General features: G+C 48.4%; 15 protein-coding genes, 1 tRNA gene and 2 pseudogenes. 2 read left to right on the forward strand and 16 right to left on the reverse strand.

The annotated features are described in order from the left end of the window. Positions 1 to 44: 44 nt before the first annotated feature. Positions 45 to 431 carry a spore coat protein gene (locus tag ASL14_RS04100; protein ID WP_134910557.1) on the reverse strand — a complete coding sequence of 129 codons (387 nt, stop codon included), beginning with the start codon at positions 429 to 431 and terminating at the stop codon, positions 45 to 47. Positions 432 to 463: 32 nt separating this feature from the next. Then, a complete protein-coding gene (locus ASL14_RS04105) occupies positions 464 to 700 on the reverse strand; it encodes a hypothetical protein (RefSeq protein WP_025682365.1) in 237 nt (78 codons plus the stop codon). Positions 701 to 940: 240 nt separating this feature from the next. Between ASL14_RS04105 and ASL14_RS04110 the strand changes: the two are divergent. Beyond that, a pseudogene (locus ASL14_RS04110) lies at positions 941 to 2,178 on the forward strand (NAD(P)/FAD-dependent oxidoreductase). Between the two features lie 92 nt (positions 2,179 to 2,270). Here the strand turns inward: ASL14_RS04110 and ASL14_RS04115 are convergent. The 4 genes from ASL14_RS04115 to ASL14_RS04130 all read right to left on the reverse strand — a co-directional run bounded on the left by ASL14_RS04115 (position 2,271) and on the right by ASL14_RS04130 (position 7,290). Beyond that, a complete protein-coding gene (locus tag ASL14_RS04115; protein ID WP_134910558.1) occupies positions 2,271 to 3,524 on the reverse strand; it encodes an MFS transporter in 1,254 nt (417 codons plus the stop codon). A 114-nt stretch (positions 3,525 to 3,638) separates the two neighbouring features. Then, positions 3,639 to 4,391 (reverse strand): hypothetical protein, encoded by a 753-nt coding sequence (locus ASL14_RS04120; protein ID WP_134910559.1) that lies wholly within the window; start codon positions 4,389 to 4,391, stop codon positions 3,639 to 3,641. Positions 4,392 to 4,445: 54 nt separating this feature from the next. Next, on the reverse strand, positions 4,446 to 4,859 hold the full coding sequence (locus ASL14_RS04125; protein WP_007429540.1) for a DUF350 domain-containing protein: 414 nt from the start codon (positions 4,857 to 4,859) through the stop codon (positions 4,446 to 4,448). A 61-nt stretch (positions 4,860 to 4,920) separates the two neighbouring features. Continuing rightward, complete coding sequence (locus ASL14_RS04130) at positions 4,921 to 7,290, reverse strand: endonuclease MutS2 (RefSeq protein ID WP_134910560.1); 2,370 nt, start codon at positions 7,288 to 7,290, stop codon at positions 4,921 to 4,923. Positions 7,291 to 7,441: 151 nt separating this feature from the next. Between ASL14_RS04130 and ASL14_RS04135 the strand changes: the two genes are divergently transcribed. Continuing rightward, positions 7,442 to 7,801 (forward strand): phage holin family protein, encoded by a 360-nt coding sequence (locus ASL14_RS04135; protein WP_134910561.1) that lies wholly within the window; start codon positions 7,442 to 7,444, stop codon positions 7,799 to 7,801. 152 nt (positions 7,802 to 7,953) lie between these two features. Here ASL14_RS04135 and ASL14_RS04140 read toward each other — a convergent pair whose 3' ends face one another. The 10 genes and pseudogenes from ASL14_RS04140 to ASL14_RS04180 all read right to left on the reverse strand — a co-directional run bounded on the left by ASL14_RS04140 (position 7,954) and on the right by ASL14_RS04180 (position 21,529). Then, positions 7,954 to 9,978, reverse strand: coding sequence for a cell division protein ZapA (locus ASL14_RS04140; protein ID WP_134910562.1), 2,025 nt, complete (start codon positions 9,976 to 9,978; stop codon positions 7,954 to 7,956). 208 nt (positions 9,979 to 10,186) lie between these two features. Then, on the reverse strand, positions 10,187 to 12,634 hold the full coding sequence (gene pheT, locus ASL14_RS04145) for a phenylalanine--tRNA ligase subunit beta (RefSeq protein WP_134910563.1): 2,448 nt from the start codon (positions 12,632 to 12,634) through the stop codon (positions 10,187 to 10,189). A 28-nt stretch (positions 12,635 to 12,662) separates the two neighbouring features. Further along, positions 12,663 to 13,694, reverse strand: coding sequence for a phenylalanine--tRNA ligase subunit alpha (gene pheS / locus ASL14_RS04150; protein WP_269465363.1), 1,032 nt, complete (start codon positions 13,692 to 13,694; stop codon positions 12,663 to 12,665). A 477-nt stretch (positions 13,695 to 14,171) separates the two neighbouring features. Then, a complete protein-coding gene (gene abc-f, locus ASL14_RS04155) occupies positions 14,172 to 16,010 on the reverse strand; it encodes a ribosomal protection-like ABC-F family protein (RefSeq protein WP_134910564.1) in 1,839 nt (612 codons plus the stop codon). A gap of 374 nt (positions 16,011 to 16,384) precedes the next feature. Further along, a pseudogene (locus ASL14_RS04160) lies at positions 16,385 to 16,843 on the reverse strand (pectate lyase family protein); the annotation flags it as partial. Positions 16,844 to 17,023: 180 nt separating this feature from the next. After that, positions 17,024 to 17,094: transfer RNA gene (locus ASL14_RS04165), tRNA-Gly, on the reverse strand. Positions 17,095 to 17,227: 133 nt separating this feature from the next. Next, complete coding sequence (locus tag ASL14_RS28965) at positions 17,228 to 17,557, reverse strand: EAL domain-containing protein (protein WP_335338621.1); 330 nt, start codon at positions 17,555 to 17,557, stop codon at positions 17,228 to 17,230. Further along, positions 17,554 to 19,326 carry a putative bifunctional diguanylate cyclase/phosphodiesterase gene (locus tag ASL14_RS04170; RefSeq protein WP_250636803.1) on the reverse strand — a complete coding sequence of 591 codons (1,773 nt, stop codon included), beginning with the start codon at positions 19,324 to 19,326 and terminating at the stop codon, positions 17,554 to 17,556. Before ASL14_RS04170 ends, ASL14_RS28965 begins: the two co-directional genes overlap by 4 nt. Before the next feature lie 341 nt (positions 19,327 to 19,667). Further along, complete coding sequence (locus tag ASL14_RS04175) at positions 19,668 to 20,771, reverse strand: ATP-binding protein (protein ID WP_134910565.1); 1,104 nt, start codon at positions 20,769 to 20,771, stop codon at positions 19,668 to 19,670. 341 nt (positions 20,772 to 21,112) lie between these two features. Further along, positions 21,113 to 21,529: a hypothetical protein gene (locus tag ASL14_RS04180; RefSeq protein ID WP_007429530.1), complete on the reverse strand. Its 417-nt coding sequence runs from the start codon at positions 21,527 to 21,529 to the stop codon at positions 21,113 to 21,115.

The raw sequence follows: 21,529 nt of genomic DNA on the forward strand, positions 1-21,529 counted from the left end.
GACGGCTTGTTGTGAGAAAAGGCTTCAAAAGCGGAGTGTCCCGTTTACATATAGTAAGGGTTGTTTTGGTGAGACGGCTGGCCCTGTTGATGCATCGGTTGACCGTATACTCCCGCTGAGGACGATTTTTGCTGAATGAACTGCTGGCACTCCTGTTGGGTCTTGCGAGCTTCTTGAATCTGTTTGTCCAAATCGATGCGCAGTGCTTTAGATGGAGTGGAGTACATATTGTTCTGACTCATCAGACGATACAAATCACCTTGCAGACGTAACGTGTCGTTCGTAAGGTCAGTGAACATCTGACGCACAGACGGACAATTGGATTCTGTTGTCGCCGTTGTGTACTCGCGCACTGTACGTTTCATATCAGCAAGAATGGTATAGAGCAAATCTTCTTCGGGCATAAATGACATATTGTTCTGTGAATACATCCTGTCATACCTCCTTTATGGTTAATGCATGATTACTGCTGCGGTTGCATAGGAGCAAGCTGTTGGTGCTGTTGGAGAGCATTTGAAAGCAAGTTCAGGTGGTGCTCATGAGTTCTAGCGAGTTGCAAACAGGCTTGTTGAATAGCAGGCTGCTGGACGGATGCCGCTGTCGCCGCACATTGCTTGAGTAGCAATTTTTCATTGGAAATGGAGTCTGCGATGTACTCCAGTTCTTTGCCAGTTAAGGGTTGCATGTTCGTAGATTGCATGGTCTGTGCCTCCTTAAATGTTTTGTTGCACGCTGGTTAGCTTGTCCGTTTGGCGGGATTATATGTATATGCTAGGAGGAGCGGAGTTTATCGAAATTTGACAATTTTGTGAGGGGCGGTTTCTTTTGCTGAGGACGCTATGCGATCCATTTGATCTTACGATCGCTGTTGCCACGGGACTCAAAATAACTACACACATTGAATATTGCATATTACATTGCTTATAGGGAGTGTTTTGTTATGGAATTGATTAGTGGAAATACGTATTGGCCTAGTATTCTGGAGCAGAAACTGGATTTTCCTCCTTTAACAGAAGATTTGACTTGTGATGTGCTTATCGTCGGCGGTGGGATGGGTGGAGCGCTCTGTGCCCGGCTGCTAGGGGAGCGAAAGGTAGATACGGTCGTGATTGATAAGCGCAAACTGGCGCATGGAAGTTCTTCGGCCAATACCGGATTGCTGAAATATAGCAACGATAAGACGCTGACCTCTTTTATCAACAGCTTTGGTGAGGCTAATGGGGTACTGTTTTATCGGATGTGCAAGGATGCGCTGGATCAGTTGGAAAAGCTGGCTAGCACAGTGGACCTGGATCCGTGCTTTATCCGGCGCAGCAGCCTGTATTATGCGAGTACACCCGAGGATGTGTCGGTGCTCCAAAAAGAGTTCGAACAGCTAACCCGCTTTGGATTCCCGGTGGAATATTGGGATGAGCAACAGGTGGCTGCTCGTTTTCCTTTTCGAAAACCGGCTGCGCTGTATACACATGAGGATGCAGAGGTAAATCCGTTTCTTTTTGCACAGGGACTCCTGCAATCTGCCAGTCGTCTTGGTGTACACTTATATGAGCATACCGAAGCGAAGCATTTTGAATTTGGCGACAATGAGGTTGTTTGTCATACCAGCGGTGGAACCATTCGGGCGAAAAAGGTTATTTTTGCGGCAGGCTATGAGTCTCAGGAAATTAAAAAGGATCGTGGAGCCATACTGGAAAGCTCTTATGCGATTGCCACCAATCCAGTTGGAGATTCAGCCATGTGGCATGAGCAATGTCTGATCTGGGAAACCGCCCGTCCTTATCTGTATATACGCTCCACCACGGAAGGACGCGTGATTATCGGAGGGCTGGATGAACCTGTACTCGACCCGGACCAACGTGAAGTCAGACTGTTGCACCAACAGAAAAAGCTGCTGCAAGCATTACAGGAGCATTTTCCGGATATACCCTTCAAGATTGATTATGCATGGGCAGCCGTCTTTGGCTCCTCCCATGATGGCTTACCGTATATTGGCCCGCACCCGCGCTTTCCGAACTGCTACTTTTGGAGGGCTACGGGGGAAACGGTACAGTTACCAGCATGATGGCTGCACAGCTATTGGCTGATGAACTGACGGGCACACACCGACCTGAGATGGAGCTTTTTTCACTAACACGTACCACCAAGCCTTCACCCGAATTCACGGAGCCGCTCGCTTAATAAATACAAAATACGAAATACGAAATACGAAAGAACCTCCAATTCCCATTTCCGTGGGTTTGGAGGCTCTTTTTTTGAATATATATTTCGAGCTACTCGGTTTGCCTGTGCCAGCGTCGTGCCTTGGAATGAGACTTGCTCTGTTTCGTTGTTTGCTCTCTCTTTAGCACATTGCGCATAAATACCCATCCCGCCACGGGCATTAATGCAAGTCCAATCAACAGCCAGATCATGGCTATAGGTGCCTTGCTCATACTCAACACACCCAGAAAGATAAGCATTCCGGTCAATCGACCTACCATCAGACACAACTCGCGTAGTACGACCAGTTCGACCCTTTTATTTACATCCTCTTCACTAACCCCCATCAAGTCAAAGCTCGCAGAGATCATCGGGATTAAATATAACGGCAAAAACAAGGCGGTCCCGATGCCCATAATCAGCAGCGTGCTATACTCCATACGCCACAGTAACGGCAAAAGCGCAATCACCAGCAGCACGGCACCCAACAGCATGCCAACCGAGCGATAATGTGGCTTGAGCCATTTGCCAACAGCCCAAAAGCTGAAAAATGAAACTGCGGATGTAATAAGCGAAAACTGCGCCAGCTTCCACTCCTGCTGAGTAGCGACGTACACAAGCAGCGTAATCAGGAAGGCAAAAACCCCTTCACGAATGCCCTGTGTAACAAGCGACAACGACAATGGCCGCCACATACTTCCTTTTTTCGACAAACGCTGCTTGGGCTCCAGCCAATTGTAACTTCCTGTCGTCTTACGCTTGCGAAGAAAGAAACTCAGCACTACCCCCACCACATAAAGTGCCAAAGAGATGCTAAATATCACGCGGTATCCCGCATCATCCTCCATACGGGCGATAATCCAGCCGGACAGCCAAGGACCGACAATGCCCGAAAACGAGCCCAGCAGGCCCACCCATCCGTTAAAATGATCCCGGCTTACCCGATCTGTGACCTCAAAAAAAATCACATTAAAAGCTAGCCAAAACAAACCCAACGCTGCACCCAATAGCATCCCTAACGGCCATATGTAGTTTACAGCCTGCGATCCCGTATATAAAACCACCAGATAAAATAATCCGGACAACGCGGTCCCTACGCGCAGAGCATTCATTTTGTTATGCTCCTTGACCCATTTTCCAGCCACCCAGACCATGATTCCCAGCGCAATTTGCTGGCTAACATTAAACCAGCCAATCATCGCGTAATCCTGCCTGCTTTTCCACAGATATACATTAAGAAAAGTACCTGACAAAGCTGCCGCAAACACAAACAATCCATTCAGGCTTAGCAGCAGAATGGATTGTCCGTTCAGGTTTGATTTCAATGAATTTCCCCCTAACCGAAAATCACCATTCAGCTCCTTTTAACTCAACTTGCTTCGGAGCTTCTTCGGCTTAAGATGCCCGAATTCAACTTGGGCTTATCCGGGGGAATATAATTAATTGTTGGAAATACCACTCAGCTTCTCTAACAAACGCAATCGGTCATCCTCTGACAACGTCTGCTGAACATGGAAGCAGCTTGGACATACATATACATTTAAGACAAACGGCAAATCCAGAACAGGTCTGCCGAGCGCGGGAGACATCGACGGTACAAAGCCTTCTCCGGTCACGGTTTGCGAACCTGCATGCAGCATATATTCACCGCACTGGGAACATTCAAGAACCTCATCTTGTCTGTCGAGTATTTGTTCAGCGCCTTGTTCATAAGCCATTAGATCCGCACCGCTTTCTTCAAATTTTTGCAGGGTATGCAGCACAGGCAGCTTGTGAAGCTCGTTGTCCTGCAACAATGGAGCGTCAGCCGGCTTTTCAACTACGACTTCATCCTCTGCTTCATATAAAATATCCTGATCATCATCATCCCCAAGCTGAATGCTCAACGTACGATAGCCCTTTAGGTCTTCCTTCCCAGGGAGAGGCGCGGCTTGACCCGCAGAAGCCGCATCATCATGGCTGTGGTGTTCGTGGTCATGTGCATGAGTATGCATGTGTTCACTTTCTCCATGTCGGTGCTCATCCGTATGCCCATGAACATGTGCAGAATCAGACTCCGTTTCATCTTCATCATCGGTGATATCCGAATACCCTTTCAGGTCATTATGGCAATAAGGGCACTCTTCTTCAGGTCCCAATTCTTCATCCCACATAATTTCCATGTTACACCATGGACAAATAGTCATTTCCAAGCTTCATCATCCTTCCGTTCCATGCGTATACCAAGCTCTAGTATACAGGATGTGTCAAGTTACACTGGCACCGATCACATAAGATAACGATATCGAGATAATCATGGAGAACAAGCCGACAGCGCGGTTGTCCTCCTTAATTTCCTGATCGATTGAAAATACCGGTGTCAGAAACTCAAACAGAAAGTACGCCGCAAGCAGCAGTAAAAAGCCGACGAACGACCAAATCATCGTATCGTACACGCTGGATTTGGCTTCCATCGCAAAGCGGAGCACGTTGCAAATACCGAACATTTTCCCGCCCGTAGCCATCGCTACCGAAATATTGCCGCGTTTGATCTCTTCCCAGCATTTATAGCGGGTTACCAGCTCAAAGCAAGACAAAAATACAATCAGCTCCAGCACCGCCACCGAGAAATAGCCCAGCATCATTCCTAACGGATGTGACAGCAATTCATCAATCGCCATCTTCACTTTGTCCCTCCCGTTCTACAAAGCGTTCCCGACCGAATGGCCGGTAACCCGTAGCTCATTCCAATTCAGCAACCGTCACGCCTGTGCCGCCTTCATTGTAATTTCCGATACGGTAGCTTTTCACATGCTTATGCTTGCGAAGGTACTCCTGAATACCGGTCCGAAGAACCCCTGTACCCTTGCCATGAATAATGTGTACCTGCCCCAGATTGGCCAGAAATGCTTCATCCATGAAGCGATCTACCTCCATCAGCGCTTCCTCCACGTTCGCACCGCGCAGATCAAGCTCGTTTCGCACATTATCATCCCGTGTTCGCTTAATGCCAGTTACCGGCTTCTGGACTCTCGGTGCCGTTGTTTGGGCGGGTTGCAGTAGCTCCAGATCGTCCAGACTGACCTTCATTTTCATGATTCCCAGTTGCACCACGGCCTCCTTGCTACCGGACAGTTCCACCACATGGCCTTTTTTATTCAGACTCTGAACGGATACCTCATCGCCAGCTACGATAGAACGAGTACGTGCAGCGGCCGGGCGCTTGACTGCGCTTTTCTTACGCTGTTTCGGTTCCGCTTCATCCAGCTCTCTGCGGGCTGCAATCAGCCTGTGCTCCTTAACAGAGGCTCCTTCTTCCTGAGCCAACTTACGCAGATCGGCAATGATTTTCTCGGCCTCGCTGCGAGCTTTGTCCACGAGACCTCTCGCTTCGTCCGCCGCTTTCTCCAGCATACGGTCCCGCTGTGCTTCCAGCTTATCCAGCTCATTTTGGTGACGGGTGCGCAGTTCTTCCATCTCCCCACGCAATTGTTCCGCCTTTTCCCGCTCTTGCTCGGCTGTCAGACGATTCTGTTCCAGTGACGCAATCATATGTTCTACGCGCTGGTCTTCTTCTGTCACCTCACCACGGGCATAATCCAAAATACGACTCGGCAATCCCAGGCGCTCAGCAATGGCAAAAGCGTTACTTCGACCAGGTACACCCACGAGCAGGCGGTATGTCGGACTTAATGTAGCAACATCGAACTCCATACTCGCATTAATGATTCCTTTGCGCTCATAGGCATAGGCCTTCAATTCACTGTAGTGAGTCGTCGCAACCATACGGCAACCCAAAGCATGCATATGCTCCAGAATGGATACAGCCAAAGCCGAGCCTTCCGCAGGATCGGTTCCTGCACCTACCTCGTCAAGCAGCACAAGGCTTTTAGGCGTCATATTTTTCAGGATGCTGATAATGTTGGTCATATGACTGGAAAAGGTACTCAGGTTTTGCTCAATGCTTTGCTCGTCACCAATATCTGCATAGATCGCATCAAATACGCACAGTTGGCTTTCGTCCTCTACAGGCACAAAAAGTCCCGACATCGCCATCAGACTAAGCAAGCCGATGGTTTTCAGCGTAACGGTTTTTCCCCCTGTATTCGGTCCGGTTACGATAATGGAGGTATACGAATTGCCCAGCTCCACATCAATCGGAACGACCTGCTCCAACGGAATAAGAGGGTGTCTGCCTTTTTTCAGCTTCAAGTAACCCCGATCATTCATCAAAGGCAAGGTTGCCTTCATCTCACGAGCGAGACGAGCTTTGGCGAAAATAAAATCAAGCGTCCCCAAAACATCTACATCATATAGCAGCATATCCGCTTGTTCTGCGACAAGTGCGGTCAGCTTTTGTAAAATCACTTCAATTTCGCGTTCTTCTCTCAACCGTGTTTCCCGCAGCTTGTTGTTCATGGCCACGATGGATTCAGGCTCGATAAACAGCGTTGCACCGGAACCGGATTGATCATGCACAATTCCGCCAAAATAAGAACGATACTCGGCTTTAACCGGGATTACAAAACGGTCTCCACGGATCGTAATCAACTGATCCTGAAGCATTTTGGATACGGTGGAGGAACGAATCATGGAATCGAGCTTTTCCCGAATACGCACTTCACCCGAGCGCAGCTCTCTGCGGATTTGTGAAAGCTCGGTACTGGCAGAATCCAGTACCTCTGCATTTTCGTCGATACAGCCTTTAATCGAGTTTTCCAGACCTCTCTGTTCTGAAAGCTGCTCACTCCAATACAGCAGTGTTTCAACTGGATTTTCCTCATGCAAACTTGCCACGTACACCTGTACACGGCGTGCAGCCTGAACTGTTGTCCGAATGCCAAGCAGCTCCTGCGGACTCAGTGTTCCCCCGATACGGGCGCGCTTGACCGCCGGAGTAATATCCACGATTCCGTTAAACGAGGGTACTCCTTTAAGTCGATCGGCAGCATAGGCCTCATCCGTGCCTTTTAGCAATTTCTTGATATGCTCCAAATCATCGCTGGGCTGTAGCCGCTGGGCTGTCTGCTGACCAATCGCGGTTTGAGCATAGTGACTTAGTTTATTTAAAATTTTTTGATATTCTAGGGTTTTGAATATTTTAGAGTCCAACTTCACTACTCCTTTCACTTATATATATATTATAACGAAAGCCGCGCACTTACGCTATTTGCCAACTCTGTTTTACACATAAGAAAGCCGTTTCTGCCACACAATACCTTTGTATAACCCTGTACATTCAAAAAACAAAGGAGGTTATTCCGTGAGCATTCTCGGGCACATTGTGCGTTTCATCGTTGCCGCTTTGGTTCTGATGGTCGTAAGCTGGATCGTTCCCGGCTTTAGTGTAGGCGGCTTTTGGAGCGCGCTGATCCTTGCCATTGTCATTGCCTTGATCGGTTACATCATTGAGGCTATGTTTGGCCGACGCGTTTCACCATTCGGACGCGGTATCGTAGGCTTTCTGGTGAGCGCTCTGGTTATCTGGATGGCTCAATATGTCGTGACCCATGTCAGTGTTTCCGTTCTGGGCGCATTGCTCGCTGCATTGGTTATCGGGATTATCGACCTCTTCATTCCGGTATCGACACCGTTTGAAGCCGGCCGCAAGAGCGAGAAATAATTTGGGTTCACATTTCCGACAAGGTTGTTCCACAGCAGATTTCTTCTGCCGATGGACAGCCTTTTGTCATCTACAGAACCGAACAGAATACAGCATACAAATAATCCCCGGCGATAAGCAGCCGGGGATTGCATTACATTTATAATCCGTATCTACTGATCCTGTTCGATTAATTCAATCCACTCATTGTACTCGGATTGAAGCTTGGTATACTCTTCTTGCAATTGACGTAATTCCGTCGATATCTTCTCCGTATTTTCCCGATCCACATCCTGCTGAACCTGTAAAAGACGAAGCTGATGGGCCGCCAGTTCATACTTCTGACCCACTTCCTCCAGCTCGGACTGTAAAGCCTTCCGTTCCTGATCTACAGATTGCCGCTCAGCCTTCGCCGCCTCGGCAGCTTCAACGGCCAGACGAATTTCCTCTTGAAGCTGTTCCTTTTGTTCAACTGTTACGGCTATTTCCCGTTCCCACGAAGCAAATTCTTTCTTGCGGGCAGTATCTTCGGCTTCCAAACGTTCCGCTTCGGCCTTCAACTGCTCATATTTAAGCTGCCATTCAAGTGATTCCTCTTCAGCACGCTCCAGTTCCTTCCGCCGTTCACTATCTTCACGCTGGAGCTGCTTGATATTCTGTCCCAGTTGCTCTGCCCGGCTCTTCATGCTTCCATACTGCTCCTGAAGCGTTTTGTAAGCCTTTGTTCCCTCTTGCTCACGCAGGATTGCCTTCTCCAGCTCGTCCTGAACGCGAATCAGCTCAGGTGAAAGCTCCTTGATTCTCGCTTCCAACTGCAACAGACGTTGCTGCTGTGCAGCAAACTTATGATTTACAGCTTCAACCTCAGTCACGGCATGCTGTAATTGCTCCTGTACAGTCTCCTTCTGTTCACGTACTTCCAGTATCGAAAGCTCCAGCTCATCTACTGCGAGCTGGCGCTCCTCTGCAAGCTTCTGCCAAGACTTCTCGCTTTCAACCAGTGTAGCCAGCTCACTTTGCAGTTTGCGGGAGGACACATGCGCCTGCTCCAGCAACTTCTGCATTCGGCGCTGTTCTTCCTCCAGCTTGGCCGCTTGCTGCTGCGTTGCCTTGGCTTCCGCCGCCAATTCATCGTAACGGCTTTGCAACTCTTCACGCGCAAGTGTATCCGCCTGCTCGCGCTCTGTTGCAGCCAGTCGCTGTGCTTCCAGCGCAGACTCCAGCTCTGATTGCTGTCTCTTCAAAGCTGCAACCTGCTCTTTCGCCTCTCCCAGACGGGAAGACAGCTCTGTACTGCCTGCTTGAGCCTGCTCCAATTGCTCTTGAAGCTCCTCGACCCGAATCTCCTGCTCCAGTGCAGCTTCCTCGGCTCGTTTCTCTGCTTCCTGATGCTGGAGCTTTTCCTCATTCAGCACCAGTTCCGCCTGTTTACGCTCCTGCTCCAGCTGCTCATTCAGCCCGGACCACTTGTCCTGCCATTCAGTGACCTTCCGGCTATGCTCCTGCTGCAAAGCAGAACGCAGCTTGTCCAGCTCTGTACGCTGACGCTCCTGTTGAGCCTTCTCCGCAGCCGACAGCTTGGCTTCTGCCTGTTTGGCCGCTTCGGCCAGCTCCTTCTTGGTTTGCTCCTCCATCTGGCGGATACGGGCATTTGCCGCCTCCTGCTGCTCTTTCAGCTTACGGGAAGCTTCCTGACGGGACTTCTCCAATTGACGTTCAGCCTGCTTTTGTCCATTTTCGAGTTCTGCCGCTTTTTTCTCCTGCTGTTCCAGCTTCGCCTTTAATTCGGCAATTTCCCTGGCTGATGCGGATTCGGTCTCCGTCCATTTTTTCAGAACCGTTTCCTTCTCTTCCTTCAATTGGGCAAAAGACTGCTGCATATCCGTATTTTTTTGCTGCTGTTCTCCAAGAGCCGTCTGAAGTTGAGCCAGTTCGCCCCGAAGCTCCGCCCGCTCCCCGGCCAACCGGTTCATATGACTCTGAATTTCCTGAATTTGTACAGCTTCTTCTGCCATATGAACCGCAGCCAGCACGGCAATTCGGGGCATATCAAGACGCGAATGAGCCTGAGAAATGCTATGCATGCGTTCATCCACGTAATTGGCAACCTGCTTCATATAATCGGTATTACTGCCGACGAGTTTATAAGAAGTACCGTAGATCTCTACAGTGACGCGAGTACGATCTGGTGTAGTCACAATTATGCCCTCCTTCAATACTACTGTATGTTGATTCTAAGTTGTGTCCGGTACTATGGTAACCCGCCCTTCGTGAAGCGTTCAACCCCATTAGTCCGGTTTCCCCGCAGCGGGTGAATATCAGAGTAGAGAGCTTCAATGATGATAGGCCAAAAAGCCGTATCGAACCTCTGTCACTAAGATTCGATACGGCTCCCCGCATTTCCTGCTACTTTCTCAATTCCGCTCCAAAAGTTTGTTCCAGAGACGTCACGACAGGAATATGCGCCGCATTAATCTCTTCATCCGTCAGCGTATGCTCCCAATGACGGTAGGTCAGGGAGATAGCTACGCTCTTCTTGTCTTCGCCAAGCTTGCTGCCTGTAAATACATCAAACACCCGTGCATCCTGTAATAGCTCTCCGCCCGCCGCATGAATCACACGCAGCAGTTCGCCTGCTTCTACGTCCTTATCCACCACGAGGGCAATGTCGCGTTCCACGGACGGGAAGCGAGCCAGCTCTCTGAACTGAATGTGACTGTTGGCGTGTTCGATCACCTGTTGCAACGCAATTTCCGCTACATACGTATCATTCAGCCCATAAGACTGTTGCAGCTCCGGATGGATCTGCCCGATGGTGCCGATTCGTTGGGAGGTCCCATTCACATCCAGCCATACCGAGGCGGAACGGCCCGGATGATAGCTTTGCGGCTGGTCAGCCACATAACGGATGCTTGCACCCAATCCAAAATAGTCAAATACCGTTTCCAGCGCGCCTTTAATATCAAAGAAATCGACCTTCTCAGCACCGATATTCCATTGTTTTTCACGGCGTACGCCAGTCAGCAGCAGACTGAGCACTTGAATTTCCTGAGGCTGGCGAGTCAGCGTTTGTTCCGCGGTATAAAATACAGTTCCTATTTCGAAAATCGCCAGATTTTCCTGCTTCCGGTTCATGTTATACACTGCTGTATCCAGCATTTGCGGAATAATGCTCGTACGCAGCACACTGCGGTCTTCGCTCATAGGCATCGCTAAACGTACAGGATGGCTTCCCTCTGTCAGCGCATTAAACAAACCTGCACTTTCCGGATGCACAAACGAGTAACTAATCGTCTCTTGCCAACCGCCATGGGCCAGCAATTTACGCAGCGAACGGCGCAGTGATTGCGATGCTGTCAAAGCACCCGGCGTCGTCGGTCCTTCAATCGGCGTCGTCGGAATGTTGTCGTAACCATACAGGCGGGCCACCTCTTCAATCAAATCCACATCTATGGTAATATCCCCGCGGCGTGTAGGCACTTCCACTTCCAACACACCTTGCTCCACGTCACCGCATCCGAAATGAAGTTTACCGAAAATCGTTTTCACCTCAAGCAGCGACAACTCTGTTCCCAAATATCGGTTCACTTTATCCAGCGACAGCTTGATAATCCGGTTCTCGGCCTTCGCAGAAGCAGATTCTACGATACCCTGGTGTACAGTGCCTCCTGCATAACGCTGAATCAGCGCTGCCGCACGGTTCACCGCAGGTACAACAGCACCCGGATCAACCTCTTTTTCAAAACGCAGGCTTGCTTCGGAACGAAGTCCAAGCTGACGGGACGTTTTGCGAACCGTACCGCCGTCAAACTTTGCGGATTCCAGCGCAATGCTGACCGTCGCATCCGTAACTTCGGAATTGGCTCCGCCCATCACCCCTGCCAGCGCAATCGGCTTCACGCCGTCTGTAATCAGCAGCATATGTGGCTCCAGCTTGCGCTCCTGATCGTCCAGCGTAACCAATGTTTCGCCTGCACGAGCGAGACGTACTTCGATGTTGCCATTTTCCAGCTTATCCGCATCAAAAGCATGCAACGGCTGACCGTATTCCAGCATGACATAGTTCGTAATATCCACGATGTTGTTGATTGGACGAACACCCGCCGCCATCAGGCGGTTTTGAATCCACAGCGGAGAAGCCCCCACTTTTACACCCGTGATATATCGAGCCGCATAGTGCGTGCACAGTTCAGGTGTATCCACCTTTACCGACAGATGATCTGCCGCCGCATCGCTGATTTCCACCAAATCCTTAGCCGATTCAGCCAGCGAAATGTCACGCCCCAGAATCGCGCTCACTTCATAAGCCGCACCATGCATACTCAAGCAATCCGAACGGTTTGGTGTCAGATCAAAATCCAGCACCTGATCATCCAGCGCGAGCAGCTTCGTAATCGGCGTACCAATTTCAGCATCCTCAGGCAGTACGAGAATACCTTCTTGCAGCTCTTTGGGCAGCAGCTTGTCATTCATGCCCAGTTCCTTCGCCGAACAGATCATACCCATGGATACAACACCACGCAGCTTGGCCTTTTTAATCTGAAAATCTCCCGGCAGCTTCGCGCCCACGATGGCAACAGGAACCTTTTGCCCTGCATCCACATTTTTGGCGCCACAGACGATTTGCAAATCTTCCTCTTGTCCCGCATCGACGATACACACATTCAGCTTATCCGCATCAGGGTGTTTTTCCTTGCTTTTGACATAACCGACCACGACGCCAGTAATCCCTTTGTTGCGATGTTCGACCTCATCAATTTCAATGCCCGAACGGGTGATTTTCTCAGCCAGATCCTCCGCGCTCACCTGATCCAGCGATACGTACTCGGATAGCCAATCGAATGATACTTTCATATGGGTTCACTTCCCTCGATATAGTTGTTTATTGACGCGCAAACTGCTTCAAGAATGACAGGTCGCTGTTATAAAAATGACGAATATCGTCAATTCCGTATTTCAAAATGGCAATCCGCTCTACACCCATACCGAATGCAAAACCGCTATATTCCTCGGGATCAAAACCGCCCATTTCCAGTACTTTCGGATGCACCATGCCACAGCCCAAAATTTCGATCCATACGCGCTCGCCATTTTTCTTTACAAAAGTCACGTCTACCTCAGCACTCGGCTCTGTGAACGGAAAGAAGCTTGGACGCAGACGGATTTCGGTCGATTCCCCGAACATTTCGCGTGCGAATTGCAGCAAGGTTCCTTTCAGATCACTCATGCGAATGTCTTTTCCAATCACAAGCCCTTCAATTTGGTGGAATTGGAAAGAATGCGTAGCATCGTCATCATCACGTCGGAAAACCGTACCCGGACAAATGACCTTAATCGGCGTTTCGCCCTTCATCGCCTCCATTGCGCGAATTTGAACAGGTGACGTATGGGTACGCATCAACAGATCCTCGGTCAGATAAAACGAATCCTGCATATCCCGCGCTGGGTGATTCTTAGGGAGGTTCAACGCTTCAAAGTTATAATAATCTGTCTCTGCCTGTGGACCCTCCGCAACCCGGTAACCCATACCAGTAAAAATGTCCTCAATCTGCTCAATTACTTTATTAAGCGGGTGCAGCCCACCTTGCGGCAATGTGCGTCCAGGCAGCGTAACGTCGATCTTTTCCGCTTGCAGACGCTCATTCGTCTCCGCTTTCGTGAACTCATCCTGCTTACGGTTGACGACTTCTTCAATCGCCTCGCGAACTTCATTAGCTACCTGTCCGACAACTGGACGCTCTTCCGCGCTCAGCTTGCCCATACCGCGCAAAATTTCAGTCAGCGCACCCTTTTTACCCGAATATTTAACCCGCAGATCGGCCAGCTCTTTGGGCGTTGCCACCTTCTCCAATACTTCCAGTGCTTCTTCCTTCAAGGCCAGCAAATGTTCCTTCATTTGGATGGTTTCGCTCATCGCCTGTTCAGTCCCCTTTCTTCATATCCAGCTTTTCAGACAACAAAAAAAGGTCCTCTCTCCCGGTAAAGGGACGAAAAGACCGTGGTACCACCCTCGTTAGACAATCCTGCTCAGCTCATCCCGCGCTTTGTCTTTCGACAATTTCTGCCATTCGACAGTACAGGTTTATGCATGCTTTGCATGATCATCTCGCTCTGCACGTTGTAACGGTCGTGAACCGGTATCCCCTACTTGCCCGCTTGCCATCTACAAATGGCATACGAGGTTCAAGGAACTGCTCCGGAGCGAACTTCAACAGCCTTGTTTTGCAGAAACGCTCTCAATCCTACGGCGCTTCCTCCCTGTTCAATCAGACACTGCCTACTCTTCTCCATCAAGACATTTTCAAATTTCGAACTATTGCTCATTATTATATGCAAACCCTAGCGCTTTGGCAAGCCGGGCATACGGTTTTACCCATTCTGACGCAGCCGTTTAATCCGACTGATCCAGTTTGGCACGAATACGCCTGATTTCCGACAACAGTTCCTCATTTTCATCGTCCAGCCCGACCGTACCCATCAGTTCCGTAAGACGCAACTGCAATCGCAGACGCTCCTCACGCTGCTCCTGATCCTCTGGTTCCTGTTGACGGCTCTGCTGATCTTCCTGCTTTTCGTCGGCGGTCCCTTCGTAGATTTCATAAACGCCTCCAGGCTGCATATCAAGCAAACGGGTTGCCGTCCGGCGCACCAGCTCCCGGTCATGCGAGACAAGCACCAGCGCCCCGCCGTAACTGCGCAAGGACTCCTCTACAATCTCACGGGTTTCAATGTCAAAATAATTGGTCGGCTCATCCAGCACCAGCAGGCTGGCTCCGCTAAAATACAAGCGTAGAAAGGCCACCCTGCATCTCTCACCCATACTAAGCGTCCCGATCCTCTTGAACACATCTTCTCTGGCAAAAAGAAAGCATCCCAGCACCGTTCTCGCTTCCGTCTGCGTCATGGTGGGGAGCGCAAGCAAACTATCCAGCAATGTCTGATCCTCTGGAAGCTGCTCCAGTTCCTGTGAAAAATATCCGATTTTCAGCTGTGGATTCGCTGTGATCTTACCCTTATACGGCTCCAGCTGACCCGTCAACAGCCGTAGGAGCGTTGTTTTGCCAATCCCATTCGGCCCCCGAACAGCCAGGCGATCGCCACGTGCAATGTTCAGGTTGAGATCCTGTACAATGGTATGGTCGTCGTAGCTAAAATAGACATGCTCGGCGCGCAGCAGATATTTGGCCTGAAACCCGCTGTCACTTAATTTCATATGCAAAGATGCTACTTCGCGCGGCTGCTCAACCCGGTTGGCCTCCAGCCGTTCCAGCTCCTTCTCCTTCGCATGATAACGGGAAATATTTTTATTAGCCTTGGCCTTATAAAAGCTTTGCGTAACGGCCATTTCCACATTGGAAGCTGCCCGGTGCGCCTGATGGAACCATTCCCGGTAATTTCGGATCGTCTCCTCCAACGCCTGCCGTGCCAGTTCCTGCTTCCGATAGTTGGCTTCCTGCTCCCGCAGCTCCCGCTCCTTATGCGACTTATATTCCGTATAGCCACCCTTATAGCGGCGAATGCCCGTTGACGTCAGCTCACATATACCTGTAGCTACCCGATCCAAAAAGGCTCTGTCATGCGATACAAACAACAGCGTCCCTTGATATGTGGACAGCCACTGCTCCAGCCAAACCAGACTTTCGGCATCCAAATGGTTGGTCGGTTCATCCAGCACCAGCAGCTTCGGCTGTCTGACCATCAGTCCGGCCAACCGCACTCTCGTCTTCTGCCCTCCGCTCAGGTCACCATAGGCAATAGGCCACGTCTCAGCAGGCATGCCCATCCGGGTCAGCGCCTTTTCCACTTCGGACTCCCACGCAAAACCTTGCAGCCGCTCGTACTCATCCATCAGCTCGCCATATTGCTCTAGATGACGCTCTGCTTCCTCTCCCTTATGGGAAATTTCGGCCTCCAGTTGCTTCAGCGTCATCCTGACTCGCCAATGCTCAGGACTGGCCTGCTGTGCCGCCTCAAGTGCAGTTCGGGCGGATTGAATGGTGTCCTGCTGCTTCAGCCAGCCCCGCTCCTCCAGCGGTAATTCATGCTCTACCTTACCTGAAGTCGGCGCCTCGTCGCCTAACAGTATCCGCAATAGCGTCGTTTTGCCTGCTCCATTTCTTCCGAACAGGGCGAGTCGTTCCCCCTCCGTCACATCCATCGATACATTCTCAAACAAAGACGTTCCGTTCCAATCCTTTATCACATTGCGGATACGCAAAATGGTTTTCATATGGTAATCATCCTTTCCCTGTCCGGTTTCAATACCGAAAGCAATAAAAAAAGCCGCAGAAGGCTGCGGCTTGCATACAAGGAATATAGAATGACTGCTATGAATCGTTTCAGAACATACGTTTGTGAGAAAGAGAACCGTAAACGGAAAAAAGCATAGTCCCGTTACGGAGCAAACGTATACGTCCCAAACCTCATTTCAGACACACTTCTTCCGTTGCAGCATACAGCCGCCTGCCAGTAACTGTGCAGTTTATGGGGAAAATCAGTGTGCTTACTTCATCGGACGTATAGTTACCTTCCTTTTCACGGAATACTTGCTTGCAGCCAGTATAGCAGATCAGAACGTATTTGCAAATCCATTGTGCATCAAAATTATTTTCCGAATACCAGGGTTGTATTGGACGAGCCTGCATATTTAGTTACAAATTCCTTTGTATATTCAGGAGTTTGAACTTGATAACTGTAGTTCTTGCTCGGATTCCAGTTGGTCACTCGCGACTTTTGATTGGTGATGGTTGGAAAGCTGCCCACGTCTTTAAATTCACCATTTGCTTTATCATCCAGAATGCCGCCTTTTTCGCTACCTTTTCCAAAATAGTTGTACTCTGAGTAGATTCTTGCATTCGTAGCTATCGTGTAGGCCAACTGAAAATTATTGATGTAATTATTTTTAACATGGAAATATCCATATCTCATAAGCCCGGGCCCGCGAACTTGCAAATTTTCAAAATAATTATTGGCGATAGTGATATGAGGTAAGCCATCGTAGCTTTTATTGCCATCATCAGGATAACCCAGAATGAGGCCGTACTTATGATTAGCAAATTTGGATGCCCCCGGTTAATAGTGTAAAAATTTCGTAAGAACGCAAACAAGCCTGGACACCCGATTGGCATCCCGGCTAATCTATATGTAATCCAATTGCCCCATTTAAAAGGAGTCTGTCATACGTCGAGCTATGGGCAAAAATAAAAACCCTGCGCCGCAAGGGTTTCGAGCATTTTACGGCAAAGCGGGTGATGGGAATCGAACCCACGCTATCAGCTTGGAAGGCTGAAGTTCTACCATTGAACTACACCCGCACTTTAGAATATCTCAATTCTTATATATGACACAATCAAAATGTTGTCAACCAGCAGAATCAGGATGTTATCTAGTATAACTTACCTGCCTGTAAATTGCAAGCAAACTACATACCATCCTGAACCAGCCAATTCATAGGTTTGCGCAAAAACAAGTTTCAAAGGATTCCGCCGGAATGGGCCGACTGAAATAATAGCCTTGTCCCTCATGGCAATTCTGAGCCTGTAAAAATTGGAGCTGACCCTCATTTTCCACTCCTTCAGCCGTAACCTTCAGCTTCAAATGGTGGGCCATGGAGGCAATGGTCGACACAATAGCCGCATTTTTGCTGTCGACCAGCACCTCATTGACAAAGGAACGGTCAATTTTAAGACGGTCAATCGGAAGATTTTTCAAATAATGCAACGAGCTATAGCCTGTTCCAAAATCGTCGATGCTGATTGCGACACCAATAGCTTTTATTTTTTCAGTTGCTCAAAGGCTCGATCCTTATCAAAAGTCATACTCTCTGTAATCTCCAGCTCCAGATAACACGGTTCCAGTTCCGTATAGGTCAAAATGCCACGAATCACATCCACCAGCTTTTTTTGCTGAAATTGGCGCATGGATAGATTCACCGATATCGGAATCGGCTGGTATCCGGCCTTCTGCCAGAGCTTGTTTTGCAGGCACGCTTCCCGTAGCACCCATTCCCCCAAAGGCACGATCAGGCCGCTTTCTTCGGCCACCGGAATAAAATCTCCCGGCATCACCATTCCGCGATGAGGATGATTCCAACGCACCAGTGCCTCCAAGCTCGTCAGTTCACCGCTTTGCAAATGAACACGCGGTTGATACACCAGTGAAAATTCCTCATTTTCGAGCGCGCGCCGCAAATCATTTTCCAATTGGAGCCTTTCCTGTGCACGCATCTGCATGCCACTGGTATACCGCTGAAAATTCACTCCCTGCTCCTTGGCATTATGAACAGCGGTATCCGCGTGCTGAATGAGCTGCTCACCCTGAGTGGCATCCAGTGGGTACAAAGCTATTCCCATACTCACCATAACATGATAATATTCACCATTAATATCAAAAGGCTGCTCAAATAACTTTACCATATCATCAATACGATTTTTCATGGCATCTATATCCTTGTAGCCCGTGAGAAGAAACGCAAACTCATCTCCGCCCATGCTGAAAACATCCTCGCCTTCACGGCAAAAATGCTCCAAGCGTTCGCCTACAACATAGAGCAAATAATTCCCTGCCGTATGCCCCAGCGAATCATTAATGGTTTTGAATCGGTCAATATTCAGTATTAAAAGAGTTGCGGTTTCATCGGGTTTTAATGAATTGCGCAGAGATTGCTCGAGACGTTGTGAAAGACGCCGACGATTCGGCAGCCCTGTGATATCGTCATAATAGGCTATGTAATTAAATTCAGATTCTGCCGCCTTCTTTTCCTGGTATGGAACAAGGACCATTAGCCGAACCAATCCGCTCAGCAGATCATAGAATGCAATAGCACTCATCAAAAGTCCCATAAGGTGATTTATATCACTCATTTGCCGGGAGGACAAATAAAACAACTGGCTCACGATACACAGCCCAATCCCACGAAGCATAAGCAACATACCAAATTCCGCTGGGAGATGTCGGGAATATTTTCGTGCACCTAAAATAAAATTGGATACAAGCAGAAACAGGATAACCCAGTTCAAGATCCTCTCGTGACTTATACGCAGATCCGGTAAGTGCGACTCGTATATCTGAATGGTCCCGAGGATCAGCAAAGTAAAACATATCCCTATCCATAAAACGGTTTTCTTGTATCCTGATTCGGCTTTTCTAAAAGGGAGGGAGCAAATGACTATAAGCATAATAGAGGTGAAGACACGGTTCACATAAAGAAGCCACAGCGAAATATCCGGAGACAAAACAAAGTCCGTCAGGCTAACAAAACTAAACGAGACGATATGAACAAGGTAAAGCAAACCAGCCACCAGAAATGTGGGCGCGATGAGAAGTCTCTGCCAGGATAACTGCTCCAGCAAAACCGACCAGGATTGATAAAAAATAGAGAAACAGATCGCCGCACAGACGAATCCTGCAATGGGGTATAGCAAGAAAAAAACATTATGGGAGTATAGCTTATTCAAAGTTACATGAAATAACTGAACCAAAACAAACAGAACTAGCGCAGCAATGACGATGCCTATCGTTTTCTTTACTTCCAGCCGTGTACTCATTCAGCCTCTTCAGCCCCCTGCATATCGGAAATTCCGATCATCTAAGACGTTTGACAGCTTTGGAAGCCGTTTTTTAAGTCTTTAGTATCAAAAATAAATACGGATTATGGTACATAATAACATTTAATCTGTGAAAGGTGAATCATTTTTTAGTCTTATATTCATTATTTCATTTTCGTATTTACGCAAATAAATAAGCTTCCAGAACCAAAAAAGCGCATCATCTCTTCAGATCATGCGCTCTATCCGGTCTTTTTCAAATGAGTGATACCTATGCCCCAGTTCTGTACAACACAAAAGAATCAGTACCTACTACATCCCTTTGTGAAAGTCCCAGAACACTAAACTACAGGAAGCGTGATTTTAAACTGTGTCCCCTTTCCATGTGTACTGTCTACATGAATAAAGCCCCCGTGATTTTTGATGATCCGATAGCTCACTGCCAGTCCCAAGCCGGTACCACTTTCTTTCGTTGTAAAAAATGGATCAAATAAACGTGATAATGTATTGTGATCCATTCCCAAACCGTTATCTTCAATGCAAATATGAACATACGAACCTTCCAGCACCGTATGGATATCAATGCATCCCTCACGGTCTTCTCCGATACCTTCGATGGCATCCATTGCATTTTTGATCATATTGAGAATGACCTGCTTAATTTGCTTTACATCAATGGAAACCTTCATGAGCGTACTATTTTCATCCAGCGCGATCTGGCAACCCTTCATCAGCGCCTCGCTTTCGGTCAGCATCACAACCTCTTTCAGCAGACCCATCACAGGTACAGCGGTTTTTTGCGGAGCTGAAGGCTTGGACGAATTCAGAAACTCATAAATAATGTCATTCGCGCGATCTATCTCTGTCAAAATAATACGAGCATACTCATCTCTTCCCAGTTCCACCAGATGCGGCCGCAGTAATTGAATAAAGCCCCGGATGGCGGTAAGCGGGTTACGGATTTCATGAGCAATCGAGGCGGAAATGCGTCCTAACATCGCGAGCTTGTCATTTTGATACGCCGTCTGCTCAATTTGCTTATAATCCGACACATCCTTGACACTGAACAAAAAGTCGCCATCCATCTGATCCCCGTAGGTCACCGTAATCAACCAATGCCGGCCATACTCATCAATCAATTCATGATAGCGCTTTCTATGAAAGATGGTCTCTTTGTATATTCGCATAATTTTCTTCTTCTTAAATCGGCTTAACTCGGGATGATGCAAAATTTGCATCAAGTTGCGACCTGCCAGCGAACTACGCGGCAGTTCCAGCAGTTTGGCCATTTGCACGTTAATAAAGGTCAGTACCCCGTCACTGTCAAACAGCATGATACCACTATCCAGGTTCTCCAGCACATTTTCATACTTGTTATTGGCGATCTGTGTGGAAGGACAAGCTCCCACGGTATCAAGCAAGGCCTCTTGGAATTCACTGATCATGCCAGGCTTCCCCCTTGTTTCGGAATGATAAACTGGCCGTATCGGACGCTTAACATTATTGAAGAAGAGAAAGACATCATCTATCGACTACCCTTCAACGGTTAGAAAACAGATTCATAAAATTCCGACCATCTCTGTCCAATTGAGAGTCTAATTTTATGATAGACAAGACTTAGGATTCCAGTCAACCGGAAAAAGTGTCGAATTCACATTTTTATCCTGTTTTCTTTCGTCATAATATCTGCGCAACATTACCAAAAACGAAATAATAAGTTAGGAATAAGCGCCCTACACACCAAAAAAGCTCTCCAGGTGTGAGAGCTTCTTTGGTGTGTAGGATGTCAACTGCCGCTCTTATTATGCTGAAGCCGAGAGCGTCTCTGGCTCATAACAGCCAGTCTTCTCTTGAGCTCTCCCTGCCATTTTTCATCGTTCATCTGTTTAGCTACCATCAATAAATCCAGGGACATGTCAATTTGGCGCTTCACAATTTCAAACGCATCTTCACTCTCCCGATTCACACAATTCTCAAATATCGTATCATCATCTTCCATGACGTAGTCCTGAAAATCAATCTCGCTTGCCCCGTCTCCATGTGCATACTCAGCCAAAATTTCATACTCATTCTCGACTTTATAATGGACCTCAATGCGACGACATACCGGGCAAAACAGCAAAGGAACATTATGGACTTGGGTGCGGTAATGCTTCAGCGTTCCCTTGGTTCCTACCATGCTTGCTCCACAGCAATAACTCAT

The organism is Paenibacillus sp. IHB B 3084 (genome assembly GCF_001447315.1).
In the GTDB taxonomy this organism is placed as follows: Bacteria; Bacillota; Bacilli; order Paenibacillales; family Paenibacillaceae; genus Paenibacillus.

Excerpts from the sequence above, each read along its gene's own strand:
- ASL14_RS04175 (WP_134910565.1), bottom strand. The coding sequence starts at position 20,771 with ATGATCAGTGAATTCCAAGAGGCCTTGCTTGATACCGTGGGAGCTTGT.
- ASL14_RS04105 (WP_025682365.1), bottom strand. The coding sequence starts at position 700 with ATGCAATCTACGAACATGCAACCCTTAACTGGCAAAGAACTGGAGTAC.
- pheT (WP_134910563.1), bottom strand. The coding sequence starts at position 12,634 with ATGAAAGTATCATTCGATTGGCTATCCGAGTACGTATCGCTGGATCAG.
- abc-f (WP_134910564.1), bottom strand. The coding sequence starts at position 16,010 with ATGAAAACCATTTTGCGTATCCGCAATGTGATAAAGGATTGGAACGGA.
- ASL14_RS04180 (WP_007429530.1), bottom strand. The coding sequence starts at position 21,529 with ATGAGTTATTGCTGTGGAGCAAGCATGGTAGGAACCAAGGGAACGCTG.
- ASL14_RS04100 (WP_134910557.1), bottom strand. The coding sequence starts at position 431 with ATGTATTCACAGAACAATATGTCATTTATGCCCGAAGAAGATTTGCTC.
- pheS (WP_269465363.1), bottom strand. The coding sequence starts at position 13,694 with ATGAGCGAAACCATCCAAATGAAGGAACATTTGCTGGCCTTGAAGGAA.
- ASL14_RS04170 (WP_250636803.1), bottom strand. The coding sequence starts at position 19,326 with ATGAGTACACGGCTGGAAGTAAAGAAAACGATAGGCATCGTCATTGCT.
- ASL14_RS04125 (WP_007429540.1), bottom strand. The coding sequence starts at position 4,859 with ATGGCGATTGATGAATTGCTGTCACATCCGTTAGGAATGATGCTGGGC.